12 protein-coding genes are annotated in these 15,065 nt (G+C 64.4%); 4 read left to right on the forward strand and 8 right to left on the reverse strand.

Annotated elements, in window-relative coordinates; genetic code table 11:
* The first annotated feature begins 11 nt into the window (after positions 1–11).
* Positions 12–581, forward strand: a complete 570-nt coding sequence (gene purN / locus BLW08_RS01260; protein WP_090820092.1) for a phosphoribosylglycinamide formyltransferase — start codon at positions 12–14, stop codon at positions 579–581.
* Between the two features lie 4 nt (positions 582–585).
* Here purN and BLW08_RS01265 read toward each other — a convergent pair whose 3' ends face one another.
* Genes BLW08_RS01265 through BLW08_RS01275 form a run of 3 tightly spaced genes read right to left on the reverse strand, consistent with a single transcriptional unit; the run spans position 586 to position 3,862 of the window.
* Complete coding sequence (locus tag BLW08_RS01265; protein ID WP_090820090.1) at positions 586–1,938, reverse strand: MFS transporter; 1,353 nt, start codon at positions 1,936–1,938, stop codon at positions 586–588.
* Positions 1,939–1,989: 51 nt separating this feature from the next.
* Positions 1,990–2,940, reverse strand: coding sequence for an N-acetylmuramic acid 6-phosphate etherase (gene murQ / locus BLW08_RS01270; RefSeq protein ID WP_091322937.1), 951 nt, complete (start codon positions 2,938–2,940; stop codon positions 1,990–1,992).
* A complete protein-coding gene (locus BLW08_RS01275; protein WP_091322938.1) occupies positions 2,915–3,862 on the reverse strand; it encodes an N-acetylglucosamine kinase in 948 nt (315 codons plus the stop codon). Before BLW08_RS01275 ends, murQ begins: the two co-directional genes overlap by 26 nt.
* Before the next feature lie 309 nt (positions 3,863–4,171).
* Between BLW08_RS01275 and BLW08_RS01280 the strand changes: the two genes are divergently transcribed.
* Both BLW08_RS01280 and purH read left to right on the forward strand, forming a co-directional pair.
* Positions 4,172–5,101 carry an endonuclease domain-containing protein gene (locus tag BLW08_RS01280; RefSeq protein ID WP_175538539.1) on the forward strand — a complete coding sequence of 310 codons (930 nt, stop codon included), beginning with the start codon at positions 4,172–4,174 and terminating at the stop codon, positions 5,099–5,101.
* A gap of 843 nt (positions 5,102–5,944) precedes the next feature.
* Entirely contained in the window at positions 5,945–7,615 is a 1,671-nt protein-coding gene (gene purH, locus BLW08_RS01285) for a bifunctional phosphoribosylaminoimidazolecarboxamide formyltransferase/IMP cyclohydrolase (protein WP_090820078.1), read from the forward strand.
* 86 nt (positions 7,616–7,701) lie between these two features.
* Here purH and BLW08_RS01290 read toward each other — a convergent pair whose 3' ends face one another.
* Positions 7,702–8,703 (reverse strand): trypsin-like serine peptidase, encoded by a 1,002-nt coding sequence (locus tag BLW08_RS01290; RefSeq protein WP_254779612.1) that lies wholly within the window; start codon positions 8,701–8,703, stop codon positions 7,702–7,704.
* Between the two features lie 320 nt (positions 8,704–9,023).
* On the opposite strand from BLW08_RS01290, the gene BLW08_RS01295 reads away from it, so the two are divergent.
* On the forward strand, positions 9,024–11,246 hold the full coding sequence (locus tag BLW08_RS01295; RefSeq protein WP_091322941.1) for an NADP-dependent isocitrate dehydrogenase: 2,223 nt from the start codon (positions 9,024–9,026) through the stop codon (positions 11,244–11,246).
* Between the two features lie 61 nt (positions 11,247–11,307).
* Here the strand turns inward: BLW08_RS01295 and BLW08_RS01300 are convergent, their stop codons facing one another.
* The 4 genes from BLW08_RS01300 to BLW08_RS01315 all read right to left on the reverse strand — a co-directional run bounded on the left by BLW08_RS01300 (position 11,308) and on the right by BLW08_RS01315 (position 15,041).
* The gene (locus BLW08_RS01300; RefSeq protein ID WP_090820070.1) at positions 11,308–12,417 is read right to left on the reverse strand and encodes an FAD-dependent oxidoreductase; all 1,110 of its coding nucleotides are present in this window, start codon (positions 12,415–12,417) and stop codon (positions 11,308–11,310) included.
* Positions 12,418–12,520: 103 nt separating this feature from the next.
* Positions 12,521–13,375 (reverse strand): phosphonate ABC transporter, permease protein PhnE, encoded by an 855-nt coding sequence (gene phnE / locus BLW08_RS01305; RefSeq protein ID WP_090820067.1) that lies wholly within the window; start codon positions 13,373–13,375, stop codon positions 12,521–12,523.
* The gene (locus BLW08_RS01310) at positions 13,372–14,127 is read right to left on the reverse strand and encodes a phosphonate ABC transporter ATP-binding protein (RefSeq protein WP_091322944.1); all 756 of its coding nucleotides are present in this window, start codon (positions 14,125–14,127) and stop codon (positions 13,372–13,374) included. Before BLW08_RS01310 ends, phnE begins: the two co-directional genes overlap by 4 nt.
* Positions 14,127–15,041, reverse strand: a complete 915-nt coding sequence (locus BLW08_RS01315; RefSeq protein ID WP_091322946.1) for a phosphate/phosphite/phosphonate ABC transporter substrate-binding protein — start codon at positions 15,039–15,041, stop codon at positions 14,127–14,129. The genes BLW08_RS01310 and BLW08_RS01315 overlap by 1 nt, the downstream gene beginning before the upstream one ends.
* Between the last annotated feature and the right edge of the window lie 24 nt (positions 15,042–15,065).

Consider the following 15,065-nt stretch of genomic DNA (forward strand, 5'->3'; position numbering starts at 1 on the left):
AAGCTAGTGCAATGCGCATTGTTGTCCTTGTCTCCGGTACCGGTTCCAATCTTCAGGCTGTTATCGACGCCGTGAAGTCGGGTGAGCTGGATGTCGAGATCGCCGCTGTGGGGGCTGACCGGCCCGACACCTACGGCGTGGAGCGGTCCGACGAAGCCGGCATCGAGACTTTCGTGGTCAACTTCAACTCGTTTGAAACCCGGGCGGAGTGGGATTCCGCGTTGCGGGACAAGGTCCTTTCCTACAACCCGGATGTTGTGGTGTCCTCCGGGTTCATGAGGATCGTGAGCGCTGACTTCATCGAAGCTTTCGGCGGCAAGTACGTCAACACGCACCCGGCCCTGCTCCCGTCGTTCCCGGGCGCTCACGGAGTCCGCGACGCCATGGCCTACGGCGTGAAGGTCACCGGCTGCACCGTCCACTGGGCCGACGCCGGCGTAGACACGGGGCCCATCATTGCGCAGGAAGCCGTTGCTGTTCTTCCCGAGGACTCCGAGGAGTCCCTGCACGAACGCATCAAGGTAGTGGAACGCCGACTGCTGGTCCAGACCCTCGCGGACCTCGCCGCCGCTCCACACTAGCCGCCTACTCGAGGACGCGCTGCTTCGTTTCCGGGGCGAAGAACGCCATCCACAGCACGGAGAGCAGCACCAGGCCACCTGCCATCGCGAACGACTGCGCCAGCCCGAACTCCGGCCAGAAGAACGAGGCAAACACCAACGGCCCGAAGCCTGCGCCGATGCGGGAGAACGTCGACGCCCAGCCGAAGCCTGAGCCACGAAGTTCCGTGGGGTACAGCTCGGAGACGTAGGCGTACAAGACGGGGATGGCCACCTGGACCACGAACCCGAACACCAGCAACCAAAATACGGCAGCCGAGGGCACATCCACCACGAATGCCACGATCACCAGCGTCAGTGCGGACAGCGGGCCGGTGATGGCCAGGATCCACTTGCGGCCAACCCGTTCCACCAGGAGCGCTGCAACCACCACACCCAAAAGTCCGACGGCGGCCATGCTCGCCGTCGTCACGAACGCCTTGTACTCCTCGAAACCGGCACCGATGAGAATGCGGGGCATCCACGTGAGCGACAAGTAATAGACCAAGAGGATGCTGAAGAACAGGGCCCAAGCCGCGGTGGTGATCTTCCAGTTGAACTGCCAAATCCGCTGCAGCTGCGTCCATGCACTGCCGGCGGAGAGACGGGGAGCAGCCTGCGGTTCGGGCAAGCTATAGGCCCGCGGTTCAGCTCCGGTTGCTTCCACCAGACGGTCAATCACCGCCGCTGCTTCAGCTCGGCGGCCCTTGCGGATCAGGAACAGAGGGGACTCAGGAACCGAACGGCGCACCCAAAACACGAGCAGCGCGGGCAGCACCATGATCAGCATGGTGAGTCGCCAGTCACCGAAGGCAGCCACCAGCCCGGCGGAGATGAAACCACAGAGAGCGGCCCCGATCGGCCACCACCCGTCCATGGCCGTGAGCACCTTGCCCCGTTGCTTGCGGGGCGTGAACTCTCCCACCAGTGCGTAGTCCACAGGGATGCAGCCGCCCAGACCGAAACCGGCCATGAATCGGAAGATGCAGAACCACACGATGTCCGGGGCAAACGCGCCGAAGACGGTGAAGATGCTGAAGATCAGGAGGGTGGCGGTGAAGGCTTTCTTTCGCCCGATGGTGTCGGCGATGGTGCCCCATGCGAACGCACCCACAGCCATGCCGATCAGGTTGGCCGTCCCGATCCACGCAGCGTCAGCGGGCTGGAGGGACCAGTGCTTGGACAGCAACGGAATCAGGATGCCGTTGAGCGTCACATCCCAGGCGTCGAACATGAACCCGAGCCCACCGATCAGGAAAATCCTGCCTTGGACCTTCCACCGCCATGGCAGTTCCTGCACAACTTGTTCGCCGCTGGGCACGGCTGTGTATGTATTCATTTGCCCTCCTGCATGCAACTTTATGCGCTGGGGCTCAGGCTTCCGGACGCGTTACTTCTGGTTCTCGATGGCCCTGCGCAGGAATCCGCCGGCTTCTTCCAGGGCACCCTTGGCCTGACCAGCGTCGATGCCCGTCAGGAGCACCAGAATGGCAGCCTTGACGGACCCACCCACTGAGTCCAGGGCAGTCGCGGCTTCCTGGGCCGACACACCGGTTGCGTGCTGAACCGTCCGCTGCGAGCGGGCCAGCAGCTTCTCATTCGTGGCCCGTAGATCCACCATGAGGTTCCCGTAGGTCTTGCCGAGCTTCACCATCACCAAGGTGCTGATCATGTTGAGGACAAGTTTCTGTGCCGTGCCCGAGTTCAGCCTGGTTGAACCCGCGATGAACTCCGGACCCACCACAACCTCGATCGCGGCATCAGCCACGTGACTCACGGCCGAGCCCTCGTTGCACGCCAGCGACGCCGTGAACGCACCACGTTTCCGGGCCTCTTCCAGGGCGCCGATCACGTATGGTGTCCGGCCAGAGGCAGTAATACCAACGACGGCGTCCGCTTCCGACACGTTGATATCGTGCAGATCCCGCGCGCCGGCGGTTGCGTTGTCCTCGGCGTACTCCACAGGTTTCTGGATCGCCTGAACGCCGCCCGCGATAAGTCCGACGACGAGTCCCGGCGGGGTGCCAAACGTCGGCGGGCACTCGCTGGCGTCCAGCACTCCGAGTCGCCCGGCCGTTCCGGCTCCCACATACAGAAGGCGGCCACCGCGCTGGAGTCGCTCCGCAACGGCGTCGACCGTTTGGACAATCGCTGGACTCGCAGCCTCAACCGCAGCGTGCACTCCTGCACTGTGGTCGAGCATGGCTGCAACAAGTTCCTCAGTGCCAAGGATGTCCAGGTTTTCGAGGCCCTCGGCAGTGGCCTCGGTCTGCAACCCGGCGAGTTCCGTGCGGAGGCCAGCGAGTTTGTCAGCGTCAGTCGGGCCAGTTTGTGCCGTCACGGTGGATGTACCTTTCCTGGATGAGCCCGCCGCGCGTCGCAGCGAGGGCAGCACCGTCCAAGCCATCGCCGAGCGGCGCCACCACCTCAATCCCAGCCGAAGCGAGGGACTTCCGCAAGAGCGCGGCGAAGAAGTCCGATCCCACCACTCCGCCCAGCATCGCCACGCGGGGCGTACCTGGTTCGGTGCCGCTCGCGCGCTTAACGGTATTGGTCAGGATGCGGCACGCCTCACCGATGATGTTGCGCGCGACGGCGTCACCCGCCTCAGCTGCGTGCAGAACCAACGGCGCGAAACGGGCCATCGCCCGGTAGGGGTTCTCCGACGCGGCGAGCCAGCCCGGCAGCATTTCGGGCGACTCGACCAGTGCGCCGGCCGCTGCAGACAACGAGGTGGAAGTGCCGCCGTCGTGCGCTTCAAGAACGGCCTGCAGACCTTGCTGGCCGATCCATCGGCCGCTGCCGCGATCTCCAAGGTAGGGTCCCCAGCCGTCGGCGCGGTGGAGGACGCCGGCGTCATCGAAGCGGAAGGCCACCGCGCCGGTGCCCACAATCAGGGTGGTGCCGGGGGCGCCCTGGAGCGCGCCGAGTTGCGCGGCCGTGGCATCGGAGAGGACCGCTGCGGGGACGCTGAACCGTTGGGACAGCATAGTGGCGAGTTCCTGCGACTTCTCGGCAGAGGCTTCAACGCCGGCCACTGCTGCGCCAATGCCGGTGATTCCGCTCAACGGGAGGCCGGGCGGCAGCAGGCTGACGGTCTCAAGCAGGAGGTCGAACGCGAGGGTGGGTCCGTTATCCACGTGCACGCCAGGGAAGCCGTGCTGGTCCGCGGCGCCCAGCAACTCATCACCTCTGCGCAACTCCACGCGGCAGCGGCTCTTTCCTACATCGGCAACAAGTACCACATCGTTGGAGGCTTCCATTGCTCAACCCTATGTTGTGGGGCCTGGTGTGCGTGCTTGATTGGTGGTGTGGGGCGCAGAGTGGGCCCCGCATGTTCTGGGTGCTGTGTTGTGGGGTCTGGTGTGCGTGTTTGGTTGGTGGTTTAGCGCGCAGAGCGGGCCCCGTAAGTTTTGGGTGCTGTGTTGTGGGGCCTGGTGTGGGTGTTTGGTTGGTGGTGTGGGGCGCAGAGTGGGCCCCGTAAGTCTGTGGAGGAACAGTCAGGGGCGCCTCAGAAGGCGATTTCTGTGGATAACCGAATGTCGTTCTGCGTTTCGGGCAAGCATTGTCCAATGCGGAAGATCACTCCTTTGCCAACTGACCTCGACCCCCAAGGCTTTCTCGTCGCCGACGCCTACTCTTCCGGGGTGCCACGGTGGCGACTCCAGACGAAAGACCTTGTGACGCCGAGTCGTGGCATCCGCATCGCCAGGTCAAACGAATGCGACCTCGAACTGCTCGGGCGGCTGCACACCGCTGTCACTCCACGCTGTGCAGTCAGCCACGTCACCGCAGCATTGTTGTGGTCCATGCCCCTCCCCGTCTACCTCGCGGACGAGGGCAACGGCGGGGTAATCCATGTGACGCGTCGGCAAGAGATCGGGAGGGTCAAACGCCGTGGAGTGATAGGACATCGGGCTCCGCTGCTTGCTCGGGACGTTCGTGTCTTAAACGGAGTTCAACTGACATCGCCGGAATGGACGTGGGTGGATCTGGCCAGGCACATGGGGAGGTCGTCGCTCGTGGCAGCTGGCGATTCATTGCTCGCGAGGGATAGTCCGTTGTCCTCAATCGAAGCCATCCAGGAAGTTGTTGACCGGCGCCCGAAGGTCAAGGGAATCCGGATGGCCCGGGAAATTCTGCCCCTGTTGCGCTCAGGCGTAGATTCGCCGCAGGAGTCGAGGTTGCGTCTGAAAATAGTCGACGCCGGGCTGCCGGAGCCAGCTGTCACCCAGCCGATTCTCGACGATCATGGCCGTTACATCTCAACGCCTGACCTCCAGTACAAGGGGTACAAAATCGCCATGGAATACGAGGGCGATCATCATCGCTCCGACCCCGTGCAATGGGGCAAGGACATCGAACGCGACGACCGACTACGCGCCCTGGGGTGGATCGTCCTGAGATTCACCGATGTCCAGATGAAGGGTGGGTGGGCCAATGCCGAGCGGAAAGTGCGCGACGCTTTGACGTCGCGCGGGTGGCGAGGGCCGTCGTCGTAGTTTTGGTCTCGTGCTAGTTGTGGGGCCTGGTGTGCGCCCCTGGCGCACGGGGTGGGGCGCAGAGTGGGCCTCGCAGCGCAGGAGGGGGGCGGGTTGTGGGGCCTGGTGTGCGTTCCTCGGTCCGGGGTGGGGCGCTCAGTGGGCCTGGCAACGCAGGGGAGCGGGTTGTGGGGCCTGGTGTGCGTTCCTCGGGCCCCGGGTGGGGCGCAGAGTGGGCCTCGCAGCGCAGGGGGGGCGGGTTGTGGGGCCTGGTGTGCGTTCCTCGGTCCGGGGTGGGGCGCTCAGTGGGCCTGGCAACGCAGGGGAGCGGGTTGTGGGGCCTGGTGTGCGCTCCTGGCGCCCGGGGTGGGGCGCAGAGTGGGCCTCGCAGCGCAGGGGGGCTAGTTGTGGGGCCTGGTGTGCGTCCTTCGGGCCCGGGGTGCAGCGCAGGGGAGAGGGCGGGTTGTGGGGCCTGGTGTGCGTTCCTCGGGCCGCGGGTGGGGCGCAGAGTGGGCCCCGCAACGGAGGGGGGCGAGTTGTGGGGTCTGGTGTGCGCCCCCCCGCGACCGAAAAGGCGCGCAGAGTGGGCCTCGCAGCGCAGCGCAGGGGGGCGAGTTGTGGGGCCTGGTGTGCGCCCCCCGCGCCCGAACAGGCACGCAGAATGGGCCTGGCAATGGAGGGAGGCGAGTTGTGGGGCCTGGTGTGCGCCCCCCGCGACCGAAAAGGCACGCAGAGTGGGCCCCGCAACGCAGGGGGGCCAAAAGACGCAAAACCGGGCCAACCTCGAAACGCGATAAACTCTCCGTATCCCCACCACCCGCGAAACCACCCGCGATATCTACGCGAACTAAGACGGAGACTTTTGTGAGCTTGACGCAGCTTGACCGTGTTCCCATCCGCCGTGCACTGATCTCGGTTTACGACAAGACGGGACTGGAGGAGCTCGCGAAGGGCCTGCACGCAGCAGGCGTCGCCATTGTTTCCACCGGCTCCACCGCCAAGAAGATCGCCGCCGCAGGCATCCCGGTCAAGGAAGTCGAAGAAGTCACCGGCTCCCCGGAAATGCTGGACGGCCGCGTCAAGACCCTGCACCCGCGCGTGCACGGCGGCATCCTGGCAGACCGTCGCGTCCCGGCGCACATGGAAACCCTTGCCGGCATGGAGATTGAAACCTTCGACCTCGTGGTGGTGAACCTCTACCCGTTCGTGGAGACTGTGAAGTCCGGCGCAGCGCAGGATGACGTGGTGGAGCAGATCGACATCGGAGGCCCAGCCATGGTGCGTTCGGCCGCGAAGAACCACGCCGCCGTCGCCATTGTTACGGACCCGCACTTCTACGGCGCAGTTGTGGACGCCGCTGCTCACGGCGGTTTTGACCTGAACACCCGCCGCCGCCTGGCCGCCAAGGCTTTCGCGCACACGGCCAGCTACGACAATGCTGTTGCTTCCTGGACTGCCAGCCAGTTCCTGGACGAAGACGGCGACGGCATCATTGACTGGCCCGCCTACGCAGGTCTTGCACTGGAGCGCTCCGAGGTTCTCCGCTACGGCGAAAACCCGCACCAGCAGGCCGCGCTCTACGTGGACAAGGCTGCCCCGGCCGGCATCGCCCAGGCGGACCAGCTGCACGGCAAGGCCATGAGCTACAACAACTTCGTCGACGCCGATGCCGCCCTCCGCGCTGCTTTCGACTTCGCCGATCCCGCTGTCGCGATCATCAAGCACGCCAACCCGTGCGGTGTGGCTGTGGGTTCCGCCGACGCTGCCGACCCGATCGCTGACGCCCACGCCAAGGCCCACGCCTGCGATCCTGTCTCCGCGTTCGGCGGCGTGATTGCTGCCAACCGCACCGTCACCGCCGGCATGGCCCGCACGGTTGCCGACATCTTCACTGAGGTTGTCATCGCCCCGGACTTCGAGCCTGAAGCCGTGGAGATCCTTTCCAAGAAGAAGAACATCCGCCTCCTTGCCCTGCCCGAGGGCTACGGCCGCTACCCCTCCGAGATGCGCCAGGTTTCCGGTGGCGTCCTGGTCCAGATGAGCGACAAGGTGGACGCCGACGGCGACAACCCCGCCAACTGGACCCTCGCAGCCGGTGAAGCCGCTGACGAAGCAACCCTCGCTGATCTCGCTTTCGCCTGGACCGCTTGCCGCGCGGCAAAGTCCAACGCCATCCTGATCGCCAACCACGGTGCAGCCGTGGGCATCGGCATGGGCCAGGTCAACCGCCTGGACTCCTGCCGCCTGGCCGTGGAGCGCGCCAACACGCTGGGCGTGACGGTGGAGTCCGACGTCGAAGGTGCTGGCGGCGCGTCCAACACCAGCGGTGGGGACGCACCTGAGCGCGCACGTGGCGCCGTTGCATCCTCGGACGCGTTCTTCCCGTTCGCTGACGGCCTGGAGATCCTGATCAATGCCGGTGTCCGCGCCGTGGTCCAGCCTGGTGGTTCGGTCCGAGACGAGGAAGTCATCGCCGCAGCCAACGCTGCCGGCATCACGATGTACTTCACCGGCGCACGCCACTTCTTCCACTAAAGACAAGAACTAAAGCACAACGAAACGGCGGCCGCCCCCGGGAGGGGACGGCCGCCGTCGTAGTTAACAGGGACGTGCTAAATCGGTTACGAAGCCGATGCGGTGTTGTAGGTGGACTGGATCACGGTGCCCCAGTACGGGCCGTACATGGTGGTGGAGTTGCTGCCGTAGCCGTAGCTGTTCACGGAGTTCTGGTAGCCGGAGGAGCTGTTGCCGATGAACCACGGACCGCCTGAGGAACCACCGGTCATGTTGCAGGGGATTCCCTGGGTGGCGAACTGCGGGTTGTAGGGATCGTTGGTGGCGGTGCCGGAGCAGCTCTTGAGCGATTCACCGTTGAAGGGCGAGCCTGCCGGGTAGCCGAACGACTTGTAGCTCAGGCCGCGGGCAGCGTTGAACTGGACGCCGGAGGAACCAACAACGTCTGCGAGCTTCTGGCCGTTGAGGGTGTTCATGACAGCGAAGGCGGTGTCGTATTGCATGTTGCCGTTGGAGGCCCACTGGGTGGGGGCGTACAGCGCCTTTGCCGTCCACTTCCCGTAGGGTGCTGCGCCGTTGAGGTACGCGGGGACAAAGACGAAGTTGGTGGCGTACGCGCCTGGACCTTCATTGAGGCAGTGGCCAGCGGTGGAGACGGTGCTCTTGTTGGCCGAGGTCACGGAGTTGCCGGAGCAAACGTAGTTGGCGCCGCCCAGGGTGAAGAAGATTTTGCCGATGTGCTTGACGGGCGTTTCGCTCTGGTTGACCTTCAGGTTGATGGCCTTGGAATCGGGGGCTGCCTGCTGGCCGGCGATGCTGCTGACGGCGCCCGGGGCTTCGGTGACCGGGGCTTTGCCGAGGTTGAGGAGCTTGCCGCGTTCCAGTGCCTTGGCGGCGAGGATTTCGCCGGACTTGGCTTCCTTCATGCGGTCCGGCGTCCAGTAGTCTGCAGCGCCGGCGTCCGACACTACATGGCTGCTGACCGCAGCGCCGCTGGAGTCTGCGTTGTTTGCCGGTGCAGCGTTGGCGCTGGTGGTTCCAACCAGCGCCAGGATTGCGGCAGCGGACAGACTCAGCAGGCTTGTGGCCAGGGTCTTGGTTTTTGTCACGTTGTTCCTACCTATCGAGGGAGTGAGGCGGCCAGTGATGGCGACCGCCGACTGACGAGATTGAAGGTACCCAACGTATGACAACTTTGTAAAGAGATGTTTCATAGTTTGTGATATTTTGCTGTCACTTCTTGTTGAGCTACTGGAGGGGGCGTACGACGGCGGTCGGCAGCGGCGGCGGACAGGCCGCCGTCGGGCGTAAATCGCTTTCCCGGACGGTAACGCTGGGAGTGATCCCGGACACGAAGAGACGTCAAAACGGCCTGCTCGGGTAAGTTAGAGATGTTGAAATCTGCAGACTTTCAGGGAGAACCCCGCCAATGGCCAAGATTATCTATACCCACACAGACGAAGCGCCGATGCTGGCAACCTACTCATTCCTGCCGATTGTGGAAGCGTATGCCTCAACCGCAGGTGTAGAGGTGGAGACCCGCGACATTTCGCTGGCCGGCCGCATCATCGCCGTCTTCGGCGATTTCCTGACCGAAGAGCAGCGCACGGGCAACGCCCTTGCCGAACTTGGTGAACTGGCAAAGCAGCCGGAAGCCAACATCATCAAGCTGCCCAACATCAGCGCCTCCGTTCCGCAGCTCAAGGCTGCCATCGCCGAGCTCCAGGCCCAGGGCTACGCCCTCCCGGACTACCCGGACAACCCCTCCTCGGACACCGAGACGGACATCCGCTCGCGCTACGACAAAATCAAGGGCTCCGCTGTGAACCCGGTGCTGCGCGAAGGCAACTCGGACCGCCGCGCGCCCCTGTCCGTGAAGAACTACGCCCGCCAGAACCCGCACTCCATGGGTGCCTGGACGGCCGAGTCCAAGACCAACGTTGCCACCATGGGCGAGAACGACTTCCGCTCCAACGAGAAGTCCGTTGTCCTCAAGGCTGACGATTCCCTGACCATCCAGTTGGTCCGCGAGGACGGCACCACCAAGGTCCTCAAGAAGGACTTCCCCGTCCTGGCCGGCGAAGTTGTGGACGCCACAGTGCTCCGCGCTGACGCCTTGGATGAGTTCCTCAAGGCACAGGTTGCCCGTGCCAAGGAAGAGGGCATCCTCTTTTCCGCACACCTGAAGGCCACCATGATGAAGGTCTCCGATCCCATCATCTTCGGCCACGTGGTCAAGGCTTACTTCTCCGAGCTGTTCGACACCTACGGCAAGCAGCTCGCAGCCGCAGGCATCAGCCCGAACAACGGCCTCGCTGCCATCCTCAGCGGCCTGGAAGAGCTGCCGGAAGACGTCCGCGAAGGCGTCAAGGCAGCCATCACCAAGGGCCTCGAAGACGGTCCCGCGCTGGCCATGGTTGACTCGGACAAGGGCATCACCAGCCTGCACGTCCCGTCGGACATCATTGTTGACGCCTCCATGCCGGCCATGATCCGTTCCTCCGGCCACATGTGGGGCCCGGACGGCAAGGAAGCCGACACCCTGGCTGTGATCCCGGACAGCTCCTACGCCGGCATCTACCAGGTTGTCCTGGATGACTGCCGTGCCAACGGTGCGTTCGACCCCACCACCATGGGCACCGTTCCCAACGTGGGCCTCATGGCGCAGGCAGCCGAAGAATACGGCAGCCACGACAAGACGTTCGAGATCCAGGCAGCCGGCACCGTCCAGCTGGTGGACAGCAAGGGCAACGTCCTCACCGAGCACCAGGTCTTCCCGGGCGACATCTGGCGCGCATGCCAGACCAAGGATGTCCCGGTCCGCGACTGGGTCAAGCTGGCCGTTACCCGTGCCCGCGCATCCCAGACTCCGGCTGTGTTCTGGCTGGACGAGACCCGCGCCCACGATGCCAACCTCATCGCCAAGGTCAACGAGTACCTCAAGGAACACGACACCGAAGGCCTGGAGATCAAGATCCTTTCCCCGGTCGAGGCCACGGCCTTCACCTTGGAGCGCATCCGCAAGGGTGAGGACACCATCTCCGTCACCGGTAACGTCCTCCGCGACTACCTCACGGACCTGTTCCCGATCCTCGAGCTCGGCACCAGCGCCAAGATGCTCTCCATCGTTCCGCTGATCAACGGTGGCGGCCTGTTCGAGACCGGCGCCGGTGGTTCCGCTCCCAAGCACGTCCAGCAGCTGGTCAAGGAAAACCACCTCCGCTGGGACAGCTTGGGCGAGTTCCTTGCCTTGGCCGTCAGCTTCGAGCACCTTGCCACCACCACGGGCAACGCCCGCGCACAGGTCCTGGCTGACACGCTGGACCGCGCAACGGGTACGTTCCTGCTGGAAAACAAGTCCCCGCGCCGCAGCGTTGGCGAGCTGGACAACCGCGGCAGCCACTTCTACCTGGCCACGTACTGGGCCCAGGAACTGGCAAAGCAGAGCGAAGATGCAGAGCTGGCCAAGGACTTCGCAGCCATCGCGGAAGCCCTGACCTCCAACGAGGAAACAATCGTCGGTGAGCTGGCCGCAGTCCAGGGTCCCGCCGTCGAGCTGGGCGGTTACTACCGTCCGGACGCCGCCAAGGCCGCTGAGATCATGCGCCCGTCGGCTACGTTCAACAAGGTCCTCGAGACCCTGAAGAAGTAGTCACGGCATAGCAAACTGGCCCGCAGGCATTGCCTGCGGGCCAGTTGCTTTAAGTATTGATTTAGCGCTCCGCGTGGAACCGATCCGGTGCCACGCCGCCGTCGACGATGTCCTTCAGCACCCGGCCAATGGCGGGCGTGAACTTGAATCCGTGACCGGAGAAACCCGCGCCCACCACCAGCGGACCGAAGCGGTCCAGCACAAAATCCTCAGTGGGCGTGGTGGTGTAGGTGCAGCTGATGGGAACCGCCGTGGAAGGGTCGACGCCGGGAAGCCACTCTTCCGCGTACCGCACCAATGCTTCCATCTGGTGGGGGATGGGCTCAAAAGTGCGCTCGTCGGGATCCATGACGGGGCCGACGCCGTGCCAGCCAGCTTTGACGCCTTCGCCGGGGGTGAGCATTCCGTAAACGGGGCTGTACCAGTACTCGTAGAGTTCGTTGTTCGGGTCGGGGTCCGGATTGTGGTTGAAGCTCGGCCAGACCAGCGTGTTGTCCGTTGGGGTGAAGTGCGCGGGCTGCTCCTGGGTCACCACAAGTGCCGGCAGTTTGGCGAGGTCTTTGAGGACCTTGGGTGTCCAGGCGCCGGCCGTCACCACCACACGGTTCGCCGTGTATTCGGTTTCCTCCGTCACCACAACTACCGATTCAGCGCCATCGATGCGGATGTCCCGGACCGGCGTGGAGTATTTGAAGATGGCGCCGTGCGACTCCGCAGACTTACGGAGTGCCACCAAAGCATCAGCTGAGCGGATCCGGCCGGAGCCTGGAACAAACAGGACGTCGGTGGCAAAGTTCATGCCTTGCCAGCGGTTGGCGGCTTCGTCGGCCGAAATGAAGTAGCTCTCGATGCCCCGTGCCTCGTGCGCTTCCCGGACCTCTCGAAGGCGGGGGACGTTGCCGTGGTTGGCCAGCCCCACCAAGTCCAGGAGCGGCGCACCGTTCTCGGCCGCGAGTTCGTCCCACAGCGTCTTGGACTCAGCCAGGAGGTCAAGGTAGTCGGCCTCCGCGTACGCGGTGTTGAAGTTGCGGGTGGCGCCGTGCGAAGCGCCGATGTGGTGGCCTGCCTCGAACTGCTCCAGCAGGACCACGGAGCGGCCGGACCGGGCCAGTTGCCAGGCGGCAGCCGATCCCATGGCTCCTCCGCCAACAACTACAACGTCAACCTGCATGCCTGCTCCGTCCACCGTGACCCTCGTAAAAAGCGACCCCCGAAACAGGGCCACCTCCCATTCTGCCCCCATTCACCAAACTGGTTGGGTCCGCCAGTCCGGGTTACGCAGCCAGGCGCCGTCGAATCCACGCGGAGAACTGGTCCACCACGATGATCAGCACCAGCACTATCAGGATGTGCGTCAGCATGGAGTCGAACTGGAACGACTTGATGGACTGGTTGATCAAGAGCCCGATGCCACCGGCTCCCACCAGGCCCAGGACCAGAGACGAGCGCACATTGACGTCGAAGCGGTAGAGCAGCAGGCCCACGAATTGAGGGACCACCATGGGCAGCGTGGCATTGGCTACCTGCTGGATCCTGTTTGCGCCCGCAGTCCGGAGTGCCTCCTGCGGTCCGGCATCGATCTCCTCCATCGACTCGGCCCAGAGTTTGCCCATCACACCGGTGTTGTGGCAGATCAGCGCGAGCACGCCCGCGAACGGTCCAAGTCCCACGGCGGTGACGAAGATCAGTGCGAACACGATGTCCGGCACGGCCCGGAAAAACGACAAGACAGAACGCGCCACCTGATAAACCAAACGGTGCGGGCTGGTGTTCTCCGCTGCCAGCGCCGCGAGCAACAGGGCGAACGGCACGGACAGCGTGGTCCCCAACAGGCCAATCCACAGGGTCACCAGGGTGGCTTCCAACCCAGGCCGGATGGTCTTCTCCCAGCTGAGGTCCGGTGGGAAGGCATCACCGATAAATGCAGCCATGCCCTTCCAACCGTCGACGAGCAGTTCGGGTTTGAAGTCCGTGCCTTCGATGGCCACGGCGTGAAGGCCGACGACGGCGGCAGCCACTGCCGTCGTCGTGATCCACCGCAGCGGCTTCTTGGGGCGGACAAGTGCCACGCGGCTTTTTGCGGTTGTGTCCCTGCGTGCGACGGCTGGGGTCAGGGTCTGGGGTGTCATGCTGCAATGTTCCTGTCCGGGGCGTACAGAGTGTCGAGGTGCTGGGCGGTGACTTCTGTGGAGGGGAGGTCGAAGGTCATGGAGCCCTGAAGCAGCCCGATGGACCTGTCCGCGTACCGCAGAGCAAGATCGGGCTGGTGCAGCACCGCAGCCACCGCCAGGCCTTCCGAATGGGCGAGTTCGCGCAGCAGTGCCATGACTTGCTCGGCCGCATGCGGGTCCAGGGCTGAGACGGGCTCATCGGCCAGTACGACGTCGGCGCGCTGGCACAGCGCCCGGGCTACGGCCACGCGCTGCTGCTGTCCGCCGGAGAGACGGCCGACGCGATCGAAAGCACGGTCTGCCAAACCAACGCGGTCCAGGCAGTCGAGGGCTTCCTGCTGCACGTCCGCAGGGAACAGCATCGGCGTGAGGGACCGGGCCGTGGGGATGCGGGCGAGGGCACCGGCGCAGACATTGTCCAGAGCAGTGCGGCGGGGAACCAGATGAATCTTCTGGAAGATCATGGCCATCCGTTGCCGGGCCTGTTGCAGCTCACGGCCTTGCAGGGAATCCAGCGCCGCCCCATCAATGCTGATGCTGCCCGAATCCGGGGCGGTGATGCCCATGACGCAGCGCAGCGTGGTGGACTTGCCCGAGCCGTTGGCGCCGAGGAAGGCAACAAGCTCACCCGCGGCTACGGAGAAGTCCACTCCCTGAAGGACGGTCCGGCCACTGAAGGACTTGCGTAAGCCCTGGACGGAGAGCAGCATTACAGGTCCTTCTCGGTGAGGCCCATGGTATCGGCGAGTTCGAACAGCGGCGTGTAGTTGTCCTTGGTGACCTCCAGCAGCGGGCCTGGAGGGGTGACGTCCAGGAACTCGCCCACCTTGGCGACGTCAGCGGGATCGAGACTCAGGAATGCATCCTGGACAGCTTTCTTGAAGGCGGGATCGGCGTCGCCGCGCACAGTGATCGGATCATTGGGGATGGGCTCGGAGGTCCAGACCTGGCGGAAGTCGTCCTTGGCGAAGGTGCCTGCTGCGATTGCTGTGGCCAGCGTCTGGGAGTTGATCTCGGCAGCGTCCACCTTGCCGTTGGTCAAGGCCAACAAGGCTTCGGGGTGGCCGCCGGTGTAGTCCATCTTGAGGTCGGCGTCGGCGATGCCTGCTTCACGGAGGCCGAAGCGGGGAAGGACATCACCCGAGGTGGAACCGACGCTTCCCAACGCCAGCGATTCGCCCTTGAGATCGCCAATGGCCTGAATCGCGCTGTCCTTGGGAACCCAGATCCCGGCGGTGTATGTGCTGAGTTCCTTGTCGGCAGTGCCGAAGGAAACCAGCGGCTCGGCACCGGCCTTGGCATCAGCAAACACATAGCCCAGCGGGCCGAACTGGCCCAGATCCAGCTTGCCGTTGCGCATGGCCAGGACCTCGGCGGCGTAGTCCTCAACCACCTGCACGCTGACCGGGCATTGAAGCTTCTTGGAGAGCGCCGCGGCCAGGACGTCGTAGGCGGGCTTGAGTTTGGCCGGGTCCTCGTAGGGCTCAATGCCGAACTTGATCTCGCCATTGGGGCAGGTAGCACTCGTGGCTTCGGGGGAGGACTGTGCCGAGCCGCCACAGGCCGTCAGCGCCAGGGCAGTGGCAAGGGCAAGCGCAGAACCGGTGAAGAGCGAGGTTTTCATGGGGATCCTTATGCGAAGGGAGGG

This window comes from Arthrobacter sp. cf158, from assembly GCF_900106835.1.
In the GTDB taxonomy this organism is placed as follows: Bacteria; Actinomycetota; Actinomycetes; order Actinomycetales; family Micrococcaceae; genus Arthrobacter.

Bases quoted from the DNA above. Each gene is read 5' to 3' on its own strand.
- purN (WP_090820092.1), top strand. From the start codon at position 12: ATGCGCATTGTTGTCCTTGTCTCCGGTACCGGTTCCAATCTTCAGGCT.
- BLW08_RS01265 (WP_090820090.1), bottom strand. From the start codon at position 1,938: ATGAATACATACACAGCCGTGCCCAGCGGCGAACAAGTTGTGCAGGAA.
- BLW08_RS01275 (WP_091322938.1), bottom strand. From the start codon at position 3,862: ATGGAAGCCTCCAACGATGTGGTACTTGTTGCCGATGTAGGAAAGAGC.
- BLW08_RS01280 (WP_175538539.1), top strand. From the start codon at position 4,172: ATGCGGAAGATCACTCCTTTGCCAACTGACCTCGACCCCCAAGGCTTT.
- BLW08_RS01295 (WP_091322941.1), top strand. From the start codon at position 9,024: ATGGCCAAGATTATCTATACCCACACAGACGAAGCGCCGATGCTGGCA.
- BLW08_RS01300 (WP_090820070.1), bottom strand. From the start codon at position 12,417: ATGCAGGTTGACGTTGTAGTTGTTGGCGGAGGAGCCATGGGATCGGCT.
- phnE (WP_090820067.1), bottom strand. From the start codon at position 13,375: ATGACACCCCAGACCCTGACCCCAGCCGTCGCACGCAGGGACACAACC.
- BLW08_RS01310 (WP_091322944.1), bottom strand. From the start codon at position 14,127: ATGCTGCTCTCCGTCCAGGGCTTACGCAAGTCCTTCAGTGGCCGGACC.
- BLW08_RS01315 (WP_091322946.1), bottom strand. From the start codon at position 15,041: ATGAAAACCTCGCTCTTCACCGGTTCTGCGCTTGCCCTTGCCACTGCC.